The following is a 16,009-nucleotide window of genomic DNA, read 5'->3' as shown; positions in this document are numbered from 1 at the left end:
CCGCACTACAGGTCACCCCGGCCCGCCTGCGGTGTTCCCGAAGACTATGCCCGCGCTTGGGGTTCCTGCGGCACTTTCGTCATTTTGTGATGGGCAACAGCGGCTTGCGACGAACACTTCAGCGGCTATAAGACAGACGTTCGGTACAGAACTGATGACACCACGGTGACCGGTCGGCGCTGCCCCGTCTGCATGACGGCGGGGCAGCGCCGAGTGCGGGGACCTCCTCGACGAGCCCGGGACACGGCGGTCGGCCGGTCCATGTCCTGAAGTCCGGAGAGCAGGTGCGCCAGCACGCTGCTCGGCCGCCACAGCGGAGCCCTCCGTCCGGCGACCGCGCCAGCGTGCTCAACGGACTGCCGCACAGGGTCAGCCGGATCCGGCTGTGACGGTCCTTCGGCCGAGCGTCATATGAGCGTCAGGATGCCGGACGACACCCTCGTGCCGCGCCGGCACGAGGGCCGCTCCGACTGCAGAACCGCAGGCCGGGCCGCCTCCGCGGGCGGAGCGGCCGTTCCACCCGGTGGATGGCCGGAAACAGGTCGAACGTGGTTCCCGGCTCGGTGAAACCGCAGGTCAGGCGCCCTTCTCGACGGGCTTGAGGATCGCGACGCACTCCATGTGGTGGGTCATCGGGAACAGGTCGAAGGCCTTCGTGAAGTGCGGTACGTAGCCCTCGGCGCGGAAGTACGCCAGGTCGCGGGCCAGGGCCGCCGGATCGCAGGCGACATAGGCGACACGACGCGGACCGAGCGCGGCGATCTGCCGCACCGTCTTCTTCCCGGCGCCGGAACGGGGCGGGTCCAGGACGACGATGTCGGCCTCGGTGATGCCGGTGCGCGGCAGGACCCTCTCGACCGTGCCGTGCTCGATGCGGACCCGGTCGCAGTCGGCGAGGTTGTGGCGGGCGTCCTCCACCGCGCGCTTCGACGCCTCCACGCCGAGCACCGCGCCCTTCTCCCCCACCCGGTCGGCCAGCGCGCCGGCGAACAGCCCGGCGCCGCAGTACAGGTCGAGGGCCATGTCGCCCTTGTGCGGGGTCAGTCCGGTCATCACGGTCCGCACCAGCAGGTCGGCGGCCTGGGGATGGACCTGCCAGAAACCGCCCGCGCCGATCCGCCAGGTGCGCTCGGCGGCGCGTTCGCGGACGTAGGGGCGGCCGTGGACGCGGTGCACCGTCCGTTCCCCGTTGCGGCCGCGGGGCTCCTCCACCCGCATGACCGAGACCGGCCGGTCCAGCTCCACCAGGGGGAGCCGGCCGTCGGGACGGGGGGTGATCAGCACCTGGCGGTCGTTGGAACCGGTGGCGGCGACGGCCTCCACGGAGGCCGTCTGCGGCCAGGCGCGCTTCTCGACGCCCAGCTCGCTCACGCCCGGCGCGGCGATCAGACAGCGGTCGATGACCTCGATCTCGTGGGAGCGATGGCGGCGCAGCCCGGCGCGGCCGGAGGCGTCGACGGCGTACTGCACCCGGGTGCGCCAGGCGGGGACCTCGCCCCGGGGGACCTTGTCGCCGGGCGCGGGCTCGACGGTGCCGTCCCAGCCGGCCTCCTCGGCGGTCAGTCCGGCCAGCCGCTGGAGCTGCTCGGCCAGGACGGCCGCCTTCAGCCGGCGCTGGGCGCCCGGTGCGGCGTGCTGCCAGTCGCAGCCGCCGCAGCGGCCGGGACCGGCGAAGGGACAGGGTGCCTCGACGCGGTCCTTGGCGGCGTCGAGGATCTCCACCGCGTCGGCGCGCAGGAAACGGGAGTCCTCGTGTCCCTCGGTCACCCGCGCGACGACCCGCTCGCCGGGCAGGGCGTGGCGGACGAACAGCACCCGCCCCTCCTCGGTGCGGGCGACGCAGTGGCCGCCGTGGGCGACGGGGCCGATCTCGACCTCGTACTCCCGGCCGGCCAGCGACGCGGGCGCGGCCCCGGTTGCGGTCTCGGGCGCGGCGGAGGACTCGGCGGGGGGTGTCGCGGGGGGCATGGGAGGGCGCTCCAGGGGACGGCGGGGGCCGGGACGGCAGTCGTCCAGCCTACCGCTCCCGGGGAGGGCTACGGCTCGCGCCCGTTCCCGTTCCCGTCCCCCGGCCCGACCGGGCCGCGCCGCACCGCGCCGGGTGCGCTCCACTCCGCGCGGCGGCGGGCCCGCAGTCTGGCGCGCTCGGAGGACTCCAGCTGGTACGGCACGGAGGTGACCATCACCCCGGGGGTGAACAGCAGCCGTCCCTTCAGGCGCAGCGCGCTCTGGTTGTGCAGCAGCTGCTCGTACCAGTGGCCGACGACGTACTCGGGGATGTAGACGCTGACCACCGCGCGCGGGTCGGCGCGGCGCAGGCTCTTGACGTACTCCACGACCGGCCGGGTGACCTCGCGGTAGGGGGAGTCGAGGGTCTTGAGGGGGATGTCCATGCCGTACCGGCTCCACTCCTCGCGCAGGGCGCGGGTCTCCTCCGGGTCGACGTTGACGCTGAGCGCCTCCAGCACGTCGGAGCGCGCCAGCCGGGCGTACGCCAGGGCCCGCAGCGTCGGCCTGTGGATCTTGGAGACGAGGACGATGGAGTGCACCTTCGAGGGGCGGGCCAGCAGGTCGCCGCCCGGCTCGGCGGGCATCGCGAGCTCGTCGGAGACCCGGTCGTAGTGGCGGCGGATGGCGGTCATCATCAGATAGAACAGGCCCATGCCGATGAGGGCGACATAGGCGCCGTGGGCGAACTTGGTGACCAGCACCACGACCAGGACCAGCCCGGTGAAGAAGGCGCCGAAGGCGTTGATCGCGCGGGAGCGGATCATGCGGCGGCGGGCGGCGGCGTCCCGCTCCCCGGCCAGCAGGCGGTTCCAGTGCCGGACCATGCCGGTCTGGCTGAAGGTGAAGGCGACGAAGACGCCGACGATGTAGAGCTGGATCAGCCGCGTGGAGTCCGCGTCGTAGACGTAGACCAGGACGGCCGCGGCCACGGCGAGCAGCACGATGCCGTTGGAGAAGGCCAGCCGGTCGCCGCGGGTGTGGAGCTGGCGCGGCAGGTAGCGGTCCTGGGCGAGGATCGAGCCGAGGACGGGGAAGCCGTTGTAGGCGGTGTTGGCGGCCAGGAAGAGGATCAGCGCGGTGGCCCCGGCCAGCAGCAGGAAGGGCGCCGAGCCGTCGCCGAAGACCGCGGCGGAGACCTGGGCGATGACCGGGTCCTGGTGGTAGTCGGGTCCGGCCGGACGGCCGTCGATGAGGATGTCGGTGGCCGGGTTCTCGGACATCTTCACGTCCGTGGCCAGGGCCAGGGCGATGATGCCGCAGAACATGGTGGCGGCCAGGCCGCCCATGAGCGCCAGGGTGGTGGCGGCGTTGCGGCTCTTGGGGCGGCGGAAGGCCGGGACGCCGTTGCTGATCGCGCCGACCCCGGTGAGGGCGGCGCAGCCGGAGGAGAAGGACCGCAGCAGCAGGAAGACCAGCGCGAACCCGGCCAGCGAGCCGGCCTCGGCACGGACCTCGTACCCGGCGCTGGGCGCGGTCATGTCGTCACCCAGGACGAACCAGCGGAAGGCGCCCCAGCCGATGGTGAGCAGCACTCCGGCGACGAAGACGTAGGTGGGGATGGCGAAGACCGTGCCGGACTCCCGTACGCCGCGCAGGTTCATCAGCGTCAGCAGGGCGATGACGGCCATCGCCACGGTGACCTTGTTCTCGGAGACGAACGGGACCGCCGAGCCGAGGTTCTCCACCCCCGCGGCGACCGAGACCGCCACCGTCAGCACGTAGTCCACCAGCAGGGCGCCCGCGACCGCGCGGCCGGCGCGGGGGCCCAGATTGGTGGTGGCGACCTCGTAGTCGCCGCCGCCGGAGGGGTAGGCCCGGACGTTCTGCCGGTAGGACGCCACCACCGCGAACATCAGCACGACGACGGCGAGGGTGATCCACGGCCCGTAGCGGTAGGCGGAGAACCCGGCGATGGAGAGCACCATCAGGACCTCGCCCGGTGCGTAGGCGACCGACGACAGGGGGTCGGAGGCGAAGACCGGCAGGGCGATGCGCTTGGGGAGGAGCGTCTCGGAGAGACGGTCGCTCCGCATCGCCCGGCCGATCAGGAGCCGCTTGGACACGTCGGTCAGCTTGGACACGCAAGGGATCGTATGCCGCTGTCCGCCAGGGGGACCAACCACCGTCCCGAAGCGCGGTACGGCGGGGGACCGGGCGGCGCGGGCGCCGGCGGGCGGCCCCGGTTGCGGGCCCGTCGGACGGTGCCGAGCATGGCCGTATGGGCGGCGGCACGGGTGAGGACACGGACGGTGCCACAGGCGACGGCACGGCGGCCGGCCGGCCGGTGCGCTGCCTGGTCACCGGGGCGAGCGGCTATCTGGGCGGGCGGCTGGTGCCCGAACTGCTGGCGGCCGGCTACGCGGTGCGCTGTCTGGCCCGCAACCCGGCCCGGCTGCGCGACCACCCCTGGGCGGGGCGGGCGGAGGTGGTCCGCGGCGACGTGACCGACGCCGCCTCGACGGGCGCGGCCCTGCGCGGCGTGGGCGTCGCCTACTACCTGGTGCACTCGCTGGGCGGCGGACCCGGTTTCGAGGAGACCGACCGGGCGGCGGCCCGGGTCTTCGGGGAGCGGGCGCGGGCCGCGGGGGTGCGCCGGATCGTCTATCTGGGCGGGCTGACGCCGCGCGGGGTGCCCGAGGAGGAGCTCTCCCCCCATCTGCGCTCCCGGGCGGAGGTGGGGCGGCTGCTGCTGGCCTCGGGGGTGCCGACGGCGGTCCTGCGGGCGGCGGTGGTGATCGGCTCGGGTTCGGCCTCGTTCGAGATGCTCCGCTATCTGACCGAGCGGCTTCCGGTGATGGTCACCCCGAGCTGGGTGCGGACCCGGCTGCAGCCGATCGCCGTCCGCGACGTGCTGCGCTACCTGGTGGGCTGCGCCACGCTGCCGGCCGGGGTGAACCGGACCTTCGACGTCGGCGGCCCGGAGGTGCTGACGTACCAGGAGATGATGCGGCGCTACGCCGAGGTGGCCGGGCTGCGGCGGCGGATCGTGCTGCCGGTGCCGGTCCTGTCCCCCACCCTGTCCAGCCACTGGGTCGGCTGGGTCACCCCGGTGCCCGCCGCGCTGGCCCGGCCGCTGGCGGAGTCGCTGCGGCACGAGGTGGTCTGCGCCGAGCACGACATCGCGCGGTACGTGCCGGATCCGCCGGGCGGCCGGATCGGGGTGACGGAGGCACTGCGGCTGGCCCTGAAGCGGGTGCGGGAGGCGGACGTGGCCACCCGCTGGTCCTCCGCGTCGGTGCCCGGCGCGCCCAGCGACCCGCTGCCCACCGACCCGGACTGGGCGGGCGGCAGCCTGTACACCGATGTGCGGCGGCGCGCCGTCGCCGCCTCGCCCGAGGCGCTGTGGCGGGTGGTGGAGGGCATCGGCGGGGAGAACGGCTGGTACTCCCTGCCGCTGGCCTGGACGGTACGGGGCTTGCTGGACCGGCTGGCCGGCGGGGTGGGGCTGGCCCGGGGGCGGCGGGACGCGGCGCGGCTGCGGGCGGGCGACGCGCTGGACTTCTGGCGGGTGGAGGAGATCGAGCCCGGGCGGCTGCTGCGGCTGCGGGCGGAGATGCGGCTGCCGGGTCTGGCCTGGCTGGAACTGTGGGTGGAGCGCGGGCCGGAGGGTGGGACGGTCTACCGGCAGCGCGCGCTGTTCCATCCGCACGGACTGGCCGGGCAGGCGTACTGGTGGGGGGTTTCGCCCTTCCACGCGGTGGTATTCGGCGGGATGGCCCGCAACATCGCGGCGGCCGCCGAGGCGTCGGAGGCCGCCGCGTCCGCCGGGGCCACCGGGGCTACGGCGGAGGGGGCGGGGTCCCGTCCGGCCGGCGCGCCGCGGCCAGCTCGTCGTTCATGGCGGCCAGGAAGCGTACGACGACGCGCAGTTCGGCGTCGCTGAAGCGCCGCCGGACGGCATCGGTGGCCTGGGCCAGCGGGCGGAAGTACTCGCGGGCCACCTCCCGGCCCCGGGAGGCGTAGTGGAGGTGGACGGTTCTGCGGTCGGCCGAGTCCCGGGTGCGCCGGATGTGGCCCGCGCGCTCCAGCCGGTCCAGGCAGGCGGTGACCGCTCCGGAGGTGAGCCGGAGCCGTTCCCGCAGCATGCCCGGGGTCACGGGCCCGTCGTCCGCGTCCAGGATCTCCACCAGGGCCTGCACGTCGGTGGGGTGGAGCCCCTGGGAGCGGGCGAAGTCGTGGGCCGTCCTGCCGAACTCGCCGTTCATGCGGCGGAGCAGTACGGCGAACGTCTGCAGACCGGTGGGGTCCTCTGAGCCGGGCACTCCTCCAGGATATACATTCTCGGCAATCGGCTATCTCAATGGGAAAGATTTCCGCCCACCGGGGTACCCGTCGGTGCGGAGCCCGCGTCCTTCAGCTCAGGGGAGTCCATGAAACCCACACCTCGCCTCCTGCGGTGGCTGGTCCCCGCCGCGTTGATCGTCGTCTGGCTGGCGGTCGGCGGCGCCTTCGGACCGTACGCCGGGAAGATCAGCGAAGTCTCCACCAACGACCAGTCCTCCTTCCTGCCCGAGAGCGCCGAGTCGACGAAGGTGACCGAGCAGCGGAAGGCCTTCCAGCAGACCGATAGCGTGCCCGCCATCGTCGTGTGGGAGGCCGAGGAGGGCCGGATCGGCCCGGAGCAGCGGCAGCGGGCCACCGCCGCCCTGCGGGAGCTGTCCGGCGCGGAGTGGGCCGTGGGCCGCCCCTCCCCCGCGGTGCCGTCCGAGGACGGCCGGGCCCTGCAGGGGGTGGTCCAGCTCTCCGCCGGTCTGGACGACGGGCTGCCCGGGGCGATCGACTCGATCCTGGAGACCGCCGGGCAGGTGCCGGGGACCGAGGTCCACGTCGCCGGGCCGGCCGCCACCCAGGCCGACCTCTCCGAGGCGTTCGCCGGGATCGACGGGCTGCTGCTGGGCGTCGCGCTCAGCGTGGTGCTGCTGATCCTGCTGCTGGTCTACCGCAGCGCGCTGCTCCCGCTGGCCATCATCCTCGGCTCCGTCTTCGCCCTGTCCCTGGCCACCGCGATCGTCTACTTCCTCGCCGACCGGGACCTGGTGCGGGTGGACGGCCAGGTGCAGGGCATCCTGTTCATCCTGGTCATCGGTGCCGCCACCGACTACGGCCTGCTGCTGTCGGCCCGGTTCCGCGAGGAGCTGGGCCTGCACGGCGACCGGCTGCTGGCCGGGCGGACCGCGCTGCGCCGCTCCCTGGGCGCGATCCTCGCGAGCGGTTCCACCGTCGCCCTGGCGCTGCTGGTGCTGCTGCTGAGCGATCTGCGCAACAACCAGGCCCTCGGGCCGGTCGGCGCCATCGGCATCGCCTGCGCGATGCTCAGCGCCCTGACCTTCCTGCCGGCCGTGCTCGTGGTGCTCGGCCGGGCCGCGTACTGGCCCGCCCGGCCCAAGCCGCCGCAGAACCCGGACGATCCGGGGGGCGCCCGCGGGGTGTGGGGACGGGTCGCCACCGCCGTGGACCGCTCCCCGCGCCGGGTGTGGGCGATCTCGCTGGCCTCCCTGGCGGTCGCCGCGGCGTTCTCCCCGATGCTGACCTCCAAGGGGACGCCGCTGGAGGAGCTCTTCGTGGGCGAGACGCAGTCCGTCACCGCCCAGCGGGCGCTGAACGAGCACTTCCCCGGCGGCACCGGCAACCCGGCGGTGATCATCGCCGACGCCGACCGCCTGCGGCAGGTCACCGCCGCCGCGCAGGAGACCGAGGGGGTGTCCTCGGCCGCGCCGGTCACCGAGTCGGGCCGGCCCGGCGAGGGCGAGCCGCTGGTGGTCGACGGGCGGGTGAGCATCCAGGCGACCCTGGAGGCCGAGAGCGACTCCGACGCGGCCCGGCAGGCCGTGGAGCGGCTGCGGGAGTCGGTGCACGCGGTGGACGGCGCGGACGCCCTGGTGGGCGGCTACACCGCCCAGCAGCTGGACACCCTGGACACCGCGCGGCACGACCGCGCCCTGATCATCCCCGTCGTCCTGGTGATCATCCTGCTCGTCATCATGGCGCTGCTGCGCGCGGTGGTGATGCCGGTCCTGCTGGTGGCGACCGTGGCCCTGAACTTCCTGGCCACCCTGGGGATCGCCGCCCTGGTATTCGAGCACCTGCTGGGCTACAGCGGCACCGATCCGTCCATCCCGCTGTACGGCTTCGTGTTCCTGGTCGCCCTGGGGGTGGACTACAACATCTTCCTGATGACCCGGGTCCGTGAGGAGACGCTGCGCCACGGCAACCGGCTGGGCGTGCTCAAGGGGCTGACCACCACCGGCGGGGTGATCACCTCGGCCGGTGTGGTGCTGGCCGCGACCTTCGCCGCCCTGGTGGTGATCCCGCTGTCCTTCCTGGCCCAGATCGCGTTCATCGTCGCGTTCGGCGTCCTGATGGACACCATCGTCGTGCGGTCCCTGCTGGTGCCCGCCCTCGCCCGGGACATCGGTCCCGCCGTGTGGTGGCCGAGCGCGCTGCGCCACCGGGACGGGGAGCGGTCCGGACAGGCCGGGAAGGACCGGGAGGAGATCGGTGCGCCGGATGCCGGGTAGCGTTACGACCCGGAACACCTCCGGGCAGCTGCCCCCGTCGGGGCGGGAAGGGTGATGCGCGATGCCGGCCAGGGTCGTGGCAGCAGGAGAGAGTACGGGGTAGCGGCCTTATGCACGTCGTCATCATGGGGTGCGGGCGGGTCGGTGCCGCGCTCGCGCAGACGCTGGAGCAGCGGGGCCACACGGTCGCGATCATCGACCGGGACCCCACCGCCTTCCGCCGGCTGGGCCCGGCCTTCGGCGGACGCCGCGTGGAGGGTGTCGGCTTCGACCGCGACACCCTGGAGGAGGCGGGGATAACGGAGGCCGGGGCGTTCGCCGCGGTCAGCAGCGGCGACAACTCCAACATCATCGCCGCCCGGGTGGCCCGCGAGACGTTCGGGGTGGAGAACGTGGCGGCCCGTATCTACGACCCCCGCCGCGCCGAGGTCTACCAGCGGCTGGGCATCCCGACCGTCGCCACGGTCCGCTGGACGGCCGACCAGATGCTGCGGCGGCTCCTGCCCTCCGGGGCGGAGCCGCTGTGGCTGGACCCGACCGGCGGCGTCCAGCTCGCCGAGGTGCACGCCGCCGCCGCCTGGGTCGGGCACCGGGTGAGCCGGCTCCAGGAGGAGACGGGCACCCGGGTCGCCTTCATCACCCGGCTGGGCGAGGCCATGCTGCCGACCTCCGACACCGTGATCCAGGAGGGCGATCTGGTGCACGTGGTGATGCGCTGCGACCGGGTCGGCGACGTGGAGGCGGCGTTCTCCAGGGGACCGGAAGGAGACCTGCGATGAGCACGACGGCAGGCGCGCCGGGAAGGGCCGCGCCCGGCCGTCCGGCGTTCCGGACGGGCGCGGGGACGACGGGAGGCGCGCGATGAGGGTCGCGATCGCCGGGGCGGGCGCGGTGGGCCGCTCCATCGCCGGGGAACTGCTGGAGAACGGCCACGAGGTCCTGCTCATCGACAAGGCGCCCGGGGCCATCGCGGTGGAGCAGGTGCCGCAGGCCGAGTGGCTGCTGGCCGACGCCTGCGAGATCACCTCGCTGGACGAGGCGGCGCTGCAGCGCTGCCATGTGGTGATCGCCGCGACGGGCGACGACAAGGTCAACCTCGTGGTCTCCCTGCTCGGCAAGACGGAGTACGCCGTGCCCAGGGTGGTGGCCCGGGTGAACAATCCGCGCAACGAGTGGCTGTTCAACGAGTCCTGGGGCGTGGACGTGGCCGTCTCGACCCCGCGGCTGATGTCCGCGCTGGTCGAGGAGGCCGTCAGCGTCGGCGACCTGGTGCGGCTGCTGCGGTTCAGCCAGGGCGACGCCAACCTGGTCGAGCTCACCCTGCCCCCGGAGTCGGCGCTGGCCGGGACCAGGGTGGGCGAGGTGGAGTGGCCCGAGGACACCGCGCTGGTGACGGTCATCCGCGGCAGCCGGGTGCTCACGCCGGGCCCCCAGGAGGCCCTGGAGGCGGGCGACGAGCTGCTGTTCGTCGCGGCGCAGGCCCGCGAGCAGCAACTGGAGGAGCTGCTGTCGGTGCGGCGCGAGGCCGAGGAGCCGCGGCCCGGCACGGAGGAGGAGGACCCGGGGAAAGGCTGAGTTCCCGGCGTTCCCGGATCTTCCGGCCGGCACCACCGGCAACCGGTACGGCCCGCCCCCGCTGCGAGCGGGGGCGGGCCGTACCGGTTGCCAAGGGCGCCGCGCGCCCGGTCAGGGCTCCGCCGGAGCCTCGTCCGGCCGGCCGCGGACCCCGGCGCGTTCGCGTTCCTTCCTCCGCTCGGCCTCCTCCTCGGCCGCCAGTTCCGCCTCCATCTCGGCGATCACGTCGATCGGCGGCGGTGCCTTGGCCAGGAAGATGTAGGTCAGATAGACGCACAGCAGCAGCGGCGGGATGCTCAGCGCCACCTTCACCCAGCCGAGCTGGGTGGCGTCGCCCCACAGGTAGATCGGGAAGAGGATCGCCGACTTGGCCAGCAGGATGATCCCCCAGGCCCAGGTCGCCTTGGTGTACGCCTTCAGCCGGCCGGGGTTGCGGGTGCGCCAGGAGAGGTTCTCGCGCAGGATCGGCCCGAGCAGCACCCCGATCAGCGGGAAGCGCAGCATCGCCGAGAGGCAGTACACCACCGCCAGGCCCAGGGTGTAGAGCATGCCCGGCAGGTAGAAGTTCTTCGCGTCGCCCGACATCATCGCGAAGACCGCGCCGAAGGCGACCCCGAAGACACCGCTGAAGGCGTGCTTGAGGGTCTCGCGCCGCACCAGCCGGGCCAGGCCGAGCAGCAGGGTCAGGCCCAGGGCGGCGCCGGCCGAGAGATGGATGTCCCGCTTGACCGTGTAGACCAGGACGAAGACCAGGCCGGGCACGGTGGTGTCCACCATGCCGCGCACCCCGCCGAAGGCCTCCAGCACCGCCTTGTCCGAGACCGTCGGCGGTGCCGGGGCCGCACCGGTCCCGGCACCGGCGGTCCCGTCCGGCCGGCCGGGACCGCCGGGTTTGTCGAGAGAGGTCACCCGCTACTCCTGTCCGATGGGTCGCAGCTCGTACTTCGGGTTGAACAGCACCGGACGGCCGCGGTTCATCGCGATCCGTCCGGAGGCGATCAGCCTGCGGCCGGGCTCTATCCCCGCGATGGACCGGCGGCCCAGCCACACCACGTCCAGGGGTGCGGACCCGTCGAACAGCTCCGCCTCCAGGGCGGGCACTCCGGCCCGCGGACGCTGCGTCACCGTGCGCAGCGTACCGGCCACTTTGACGATCTGCCGGTCACCGCAGTCGCAGATGCGCGTGCATCCGCTGTCCTCGGTGTCCTGCCGCAGCTCGGCGGAGAGCAGTTCCTCCTGCGAGGACGACAGCCGTCCCAGCATGCGCCGCAGCCGGCCGCCCCGCTTGTCCCCCCGGGTAACGCCACTCATGCGGCCAGCGTACCCGCGCGCCCGGACACCGGTAACTCCGCCGGCGCCCGGAGGCCGGAACGGGCCGCTCCGGGCCGGAACGGGCCGTCCGGTTCAGGGCGGGGTGGGCAGGACCGGCCGACTCTCCGGTCCGTTCTCCGGCAGCCGCCCGTCCCGCAGTTCCAGGACCCGGTCGGCCCGGGAGAGCAGCCAGTCGTCCCCCGTGGCCACCAGGGTGGTGACCCCCCGGTCGCGCACCAGGGCGTGCAGCAGCTCCAGCAGGGCGGCGCCGGAGGCCGCGTCGAGCTGCGCGGTGGGCTCGTCGGCGACGAGCAGTACGGGGCGGTTGGCCAGGGCGCGGGCTATGGCGACGCGCTGCCGCTGCTCCCCGCTCAGTTCGGCGGGCCGCCGCCCGGCGTGCTCGGCCAGACCGACGTCGGACAACAGCCGGGCCACCCGCGCGTCGCGCTCCTCCGGCGGCACGTTGCACAGCCGCAGCGGTACGCCGACGTTCTCGGCCGCGGTGAGGACCGGCAGCAGCCCGGAGGACGGGAAGACGGTGCCGATGCGGTCGCGGCGCAGCCTCAGGCGTTCCTGCTCGCCCAGTTCGTCCAGCCGTACGCCGTCGACGGTGATCCGGCCGGCGGCGGGGGTGTCGAGCCCGCCGACGAGGGCGAGGAGCGTGGTCCGGCCGGCCCCGGGACGCCCGGTGACCGCCACGAGCTCCCCGCGCCGGACGGTGAGCGACAGACCGTGCAGGACCCGGCCGGCGGCCTCGTGGCCGTAGGAGTGGTGCAGATCCTCGACCTCGACCACGGTCTCGACCCCGACGCCCATGCGGCCTCCCCCTTCCGGACCCCCCGGACGGTTCGAGACTAACCCCCCGCGGACCGCCGCCGCCGGTGAACGACCGCTCATTGTCACAAGTGCGAGTGCCCTTGTGGGCAGAGGTCCCGGGCGGCGCACGAACAGCGCACGAACAGCGCACGAACAGCTCGCGGACGACTCCGGACCGTGAGCGGAAAGGTGCGGGGGAACGGAGGGGAACACCGGGGGCGGCCGGAGAGAGCCGGAAGGATCCCGGAGGGAACTCGAAGAGGCCCGGGAGCCCCGGGGAACGGTGCGGCCCTGCCACTCCCCACAGCGGCAGGGCGCTCGCGCCGGACCCGGTCAGCGGACCTCGGTGATCTCCGGACCGCGCTGGAGCTTGTCGATGCCCCCGGCGAAACGGGAACCCTGCTCGCCCTGCTGGTCCTGCTGGACGTCGGGCACCATCTGGGCGTCGTCGGGCAGCTTCAGGGTGATCGGGTCGCGCGGGGCCATCGGGCCGTCGCCGCGCACCACGACGGTGTCGCGGAAGATCTGCTCCAGCAGCCCGGCCGCCTGCGGCTGCACCGCGCCCTGGCCGGAGATGACCCCGCGCAGGAACCAGCGGGGGCCGTCCACCCCGATGAAGCGGACGACCTGCATGCCGCTCTTGCCGTCCGGGAGCCGGACCGGCACCTGGGCGCGCAGCTCCCAGCCCAGCGGGCCCTCGGTCTCGTCGATGATCCCGCCCTGCTTGGTGATGCCGCCGGCGATCTCCTCGCGCACCTCGTCCCAGATGCCCTCGCGCTTGGGCGCGGCGAACGCCTGGAGCTGGATGGCGCTGTCCTTCAGCACGACGGTCGCGGCGACGATCGATTCGCCCGCGACCTCGACCCGCAGTTCCATCCCCGGCACCCCGGGCACGAACATGCCGCCCAGGTCGACCCGTCCCTCGCCCGGCGCGTGCAGCTCGCTCACGTCCCAGGGGCCGTCCGGCCGGGGGGCCGGGGGCAGCTTCACCCGGCCCCGGGCGCCGTCGGCGGACTCGTCCGACGCGTCGGTGCTCTCGTCGGATCGTTCCGTCTCGAACTCGTCCGAGGCGCCCTCGGGCCCTGCTTCCTTCTTGCGACGACGTCCGAACACGTCACTGTCCCTTCAGGTCCGCGGTCTCGTCGACCGCGTCCGCAGCGTAATGAGCGTACTGATTGTGCTGTGCGGCGTGGCCGCCCGTCGATCCGAAGCCCCCAGCCGCGCGCTCCGACCCGGGCAGCTCGGCCACCTCGTGGAAGCGCACCGTCTCGACTCGCTGGACGACGAGCTGGGCGATGCGGTCGAACCGTTCGAACCGGACGCTCTCGCGCGGGTCCAGATTGGCCACGATCACCCTGATCTCCCCACGGTACCCGGCATCGATGGTTCCGGGGGCGTTCACCAGGCAGACCCCGCAGCGGGCGGCCAGGCCCGAGCGCGGATGCACGAAGGCGGCGTACCCGTCGGGCAGGGCGAGGGAAACCCCCGTGGGCAGTACGGTCCGCTCCCCCGGCGCCAGTTCGGCGGCCTCGGTGGTGACCAGATCGCATCCCGCGTCGCCGGGATGGGCGTAGGAGGGGACGGGCACCGCGGGGTCGAGACGGCGGATCAGCACCTCGACGGGAGGGCGACCGCCGGGACCGGCCGGGACCGCGGGCCGGCTCACGGGTTCACCTCGAAGGCCCGGGTGCGCCGCACCGTGTCGGGATCGGCCATCGCCTCCTCGATCTCCTCCCGGCGGCCGTGGCCGGTGAAGTGCTCCACCCGTACCTCGACGAACAGCGCGTCGGCGCGCACCGCGACCGGTCCGTCCGGGGCGCCGAGGCGTCCCTCGGCGGTGCAGTAGATCTTGCGCCCGTGGCGTGCCAGGACCCGTGCCCGGAGATGCAGCACGGTGCCCACGGGCACGGGCCGGAGGTAGTCGGTCTCCAGCCGCCCGGTGACCGAGATGGTGTGCGTCAGCAGGTTCAGGGCCCCGAGGGTGTCGTCCAGGGCGGTGGCCAGCAGTCCGCCGTGGGCGAGACCGGGCGCCCCCTGGTGTTCGGGCCGGACGGTGAACTCGGCCGTCACGCTGACGCCCTCGCCCGCCCGCACCACCAGGTGCAGCCCGTGGGGCTGCCCGGCGCCGCAACCGAAGCACCGGTCGTAGTGGGCGCCCAGCGGCTCGCCGGGCGCGGGGGCGTCGGGATGACGCGCCGGCGGGACGGCGTCCCGGGGCGGTGTCAGCGATGTCTTGGTGGCACTCACGGGTGCTGACCCTACCGCCGCCCCCCTACCGCCGGGTCACCACCGGGTCGCCGGATCGGGAGCGGCGCCGGGGGGCGTGCCAAGCTGGTGGCATGCATCCTCCTGGTCCCTCCCCCGAGGCTTCCGGCGTCCCGCCCCGCGTGCTGTACGACGAGCGGCTGACCGCACCGCGCTCCTGGTGGCTGATCGCCGCCCTGGCCGGGATCTCCTGCGGGCTGATCCTGCTCCCGCTGGGCACCCTGCCGCTGCTGGGCGGTCTGGTGGCCGGTACGGCGCTGGTCGCGGTCGGCGTCAGCGCCTACGGGTCGGCCCGCATCCGGGTGGTGGCCGGTTCCCTGGTCGCGGGGGACGCCCGGGTGCCGGTGCGGGTCCTGGGCGAGGCGCACGTCCTGGACGCCGAGCAGGCGCGGGCCTGGCGCACCCACCGCGCCGATCCGCGCGCCTACATGCTGCTGCGCGGCTATGTGCCCACGGCTCTCCGGGTCGAGGTCACCGATCCCGGGGATCCCACCCCGTACCTGTACCTGTCCACCCGGCGGCCGCGGGCCCTGGCCGAGGCGCTGGAGGCGGCCCGCGCGTAGCCGGCCGCCCGGTGCGGTCCGGGCGGCGGGAGGGCGCGGAGAAAGCGTGGGAGGGCCGGGCGCGGAGGGGGAGAGCGGAGCGCCCCGGCCGCGCCGGTCAGTCGCCGGCCTCCAGCGCGCGGTGGCCGCCGGCCTCCGGGGCCGGGAGGACGTCCCAGGGGACCTGCCGCTTCCGCAGGTCGCCGCGGATCCGCTCGGCGAGCTTCCTGGTCTCGCGCCGGTTCATCAGCGCGCCCGCCACCGCACCGATCATGAACGGTGCGAGGTTGGGGAAGTTGCGCAGGGTGCGTCTGAGGAGCCGCTGGCGGAGCTGGCGCCGCAGCTGGCTGCCGAACGCGGCGTTGAGCGAGGCGACGCTGGTCAGTTCCACGCCGCGCTCGTCCGTCCAGGCGGTGAGGTACACGGCGGCCCGCTCGCGGGCGTTGCCGGGCGGCCGCCGGCCGTAGACCTCGTACAGCTCGGCGATGAGTTTGAGCTCCACCGAGGCCACCCCGACGACCTCGGCCGTCAGCTCGGCGGGCATGGCCGGAGGCACCGGCAGCATCGCCGAGGCGCCCACCCCGGCGCCGACGGCCGCGCTGCCCTTGACCGCACCGGATATCAGCCGGTCGGCGAGCTCCTCGGGCCCCAGTCCGGGGAACTGGCGGCGGAGGGTGTCCAGGTCGCGGACGGGGATGCGGGGGGCGAGCTCGATGATGCGGTCGGCGACCACGCCGAGGAACGCCTTGACCCTGCCGGGCTCGTGCGGCTCCCGCCCGGTCCCGCCGCGCGGTCCGGGCGACCGCCGTCCGCGCGGCAGCCGCAGCCCGCGGCCGCGCCCCGCCGGGGGCCCCGCCTCGGTTCCCGCCATGGGTGCTGGTGCGAGCGAGGCCTCCTGGTCAGGGCCCCGCCCGCCGTCGTGCGCGCCGCTGTGTTCGCCGTTGTACTCGCCATCGACCGCCATCAGCCGGC

Annotated in this window: 15 protein-coding genes; 5 read left to right on the top strand and 10 right to left on the bottom strand. The window is 74.1% G+C overall.

All coding sequences use genetic code 11. The annotated features are described in order from the left end of the window. Positions 1 to 576: 576 nt before the first annotated feature. Both V1L54_RS16315 and V1L54_RS16310 read right to left on the bottom strand, forming a co-directional pair. On the bottom strand, positions 577 to 1,968 hold the full coding sequence (locus V1L54_RS16315; protein ID WP_330118732.1) for a class I SAM-dependent RNA methyltransferase: 1,392 nt from the start codon (positions 1,966 to 1,968) through the stop codon (positions 577 to 579). 68 nt (positions 1,969 to 2,036) lie between these two features. Continuing rightward, complete coding sequence (locus V1L54_RS16310; protein WP_330118731.1) at positions 2,037 to 4,091, bottom strand: APC family permease; 2,055 nt, start codon at positions 4,089 to 4,091, stop codon at positions 2,037 to 2,039. A 137-nt stretch (positions 4,092 to 4,228) separates the two neighbouring features. Here V1L54_RS16310 and V1L54_RS16305 point away from each other — a divergent pair, with 137 nt between their 5' ends. Beyond that, a complete protein-coding gene (locus V1L54_RS16305; protein WP_330118730.1) occupies positions 4,229 to 5,893 on the top strand; it encodes an SDR family oxidoreductase in 1,665 nt (554 codons plus the stop codon). Here V1L54_RS16305 and V1L54_RS16300 read toward each other — a convergent pair. After that, entirely contained in the window at positions 5,790 to 6,215 is a 426-nt protein-coding gene (locus V1L54_RS16300) for a MarR family winged helix-turn-helix transcriptional regulator (protein WP_330118800.1), read from the bottom strand. The genes V1L54_RS16305 and V1L54_RS16300 overlap by 104 nt on opposite strands. Before the next feature lie 165 nt (positions 6,216 to 6,380). On the opposite strand from V1L54_RS16300, the gene V1L54_RS16295 reads away from it, so the two are divergent. From V1L54_RS16295 to V1L54_RS16285, 3 genes are all read left to right on the top strand, one after another. Beyond that, positions 6,381 to 8,528, top strand: a complete 2,148-nt coding sequence (locus tag V1L54_RS16295; RefSeq protein WP_330118729.1) for an MMPL family transporter — start codon at positions 6,381 to 6,383, stop codon at positions 8,526 to 8,528. A gap of 110 nt (positions 8,529 to 8,638) precedes the next feature. Then, entirely contained in the window at positions 8,639 to 9,307 is a 669-nt protein-coding gene (locus V1L54_RS16290) for a potassium channel family protein (protein ID WP_100200003.1), read from the top strand. An 82-nt stretch (positions 9,308 to 9,389) separates the two neighbouring features. Further along, complete coding sequence (locus tag V1L54_RS16285; protein WP_330118728.1) at positions 9,390 to 10,103, top strand: potassium channel family protein; 714 nt, start codon at positions 9,390 to 9,392, stop codon at positions 10,101 to 10,103. A 111-nt stretch (positions 10,104 to 10,214) separates the two neighbouring features. Here the strand turns inward: V1L54_RS16285 and V1L54_RS16280 are convergent, their stop codons facing one another. The 6 genes from V1L54_RS16280 to V1L54_RS16255 form a co-directional block, all read right to left on the bottom strand. Continuing rightward, complete coding sequence (locus V1L54_RS16280) at positions 10,215 to 11,012, bottom strand: DUF3159 domain-containing protein (protein ID WP_443076652.1); 798 nt, start codon at positions 11,010 to 11,012, stop codon at positions 10,215 to 10,217. Positions 11,013 to 11,015: 3 nt separating this feature from the next. Continuing rightward, positions 11,016 to 11,414 carry an OB-fold nucleic acid binding domain-containing protein gene (locus tag V1L54_RS16275; protein ID WP_330118727.1) on the bottom strand — a complete coding sequence of 133 codons (399 nt, stop codon included), beginning with the start codon at positions 11,412 to 11,414 and terminating at the stop codon, positions 11,016 to 11,018. 93 nt (positions 11,415 to 11,507) lie between these two features. Next, entirely contained in the window at positions 11,508 to 12,230 is a 723-nt protein-coding gene (locus V1L54_RS16270) for an ABC transporter ATP-binding protein (protein WP_330118726.1), read from the bottom strand. 333 nt (positions 12,231 to 12,563) lie between these two features. Further along, positions 12,564 to 13,343 carry a DUF3710 domain-containing protein gene (locus tag V1L54_RS16265; protein ID WP_330118725.1) on the bottom strand — a complete coding sequence of 260 codons (780 nt, stop codon included), beginning with the start codon at positions 13,341 to 13,343 and terminating at the stop codon, positions 12,564 to 12,566. Position 13,344: 1 nt separating this feature from the next. Continuing rightward, on the bottom strand, positions 13,345 to 13,896 hold the full coding sequence (gene dut, locus V1L54_RS16260) for a dUTP diphosphatase (protein WP_330118724.1): 552 nt from the start codon (positions 13,894 to 13,896) through the stop codon (positions 13,345 to 13,347). Then, on the bottom strand, positions 13,893 to 14,477 hold the full coding sequence (locus V1L54_RS16255; protein ID WP_330118723.1) for a PaaI family thioesterase: 585 nt from the start codon (positions 14,475 to 14,477) through the stop codon (positions 13,893 to 13,895). Before V1L54_RS16255 ends, dut begins: the two co-directional genes overlap by 4 nt. Positions 14,478 to 14,569: 92 nt before the next feature. Between V1L54_RS16255 and V1L54_RS16250 the strand changes: the two genes are divergently transcribed. Beyond that, positions 14,570 to 15,058 carry a DUF3093 domain-containing protein gene (locus V1L54_RS16250; protein ID WP_330118722.1) on the top strand — a complete coding sequence of 163 codons (489 nt, stop codon included), beginning with the start codon at positions 14,570 to 14,572 and terminating at the stop codon, positions 15,056 to 15,058. 97 nt (positions 15,059 to 15,155) lie between these two features. Here V1L54_RS16250 and V1L54_RS16245 read toward each other — a convergent pair whose 3' ends face one another. After that, a complete protein-coding gene (locus V1L54_RS16245; protein ID WP_330118721.1) occupies positions 15,156 to 16,001 on the bottom strand; it encodes a hypothetical protein in 846 nt (281 codons plus the stop codon). Between the last annotated feature and the right edge of the window lie 8 nt (positions 16,002 to 16,009).

This window comes from Streptomyces rubellus, from assembly GCF_036323805.1.
Lineage (GTDB): Bacteria > Actinomycetota > Actinomycetes > Streptomycetales > Streptomycetaceae > Streptomyces.
Note: the sequence above shows the minus strand (reverse complement) of the source record. Positions and strands in the feature narration are given on the sequence as shown.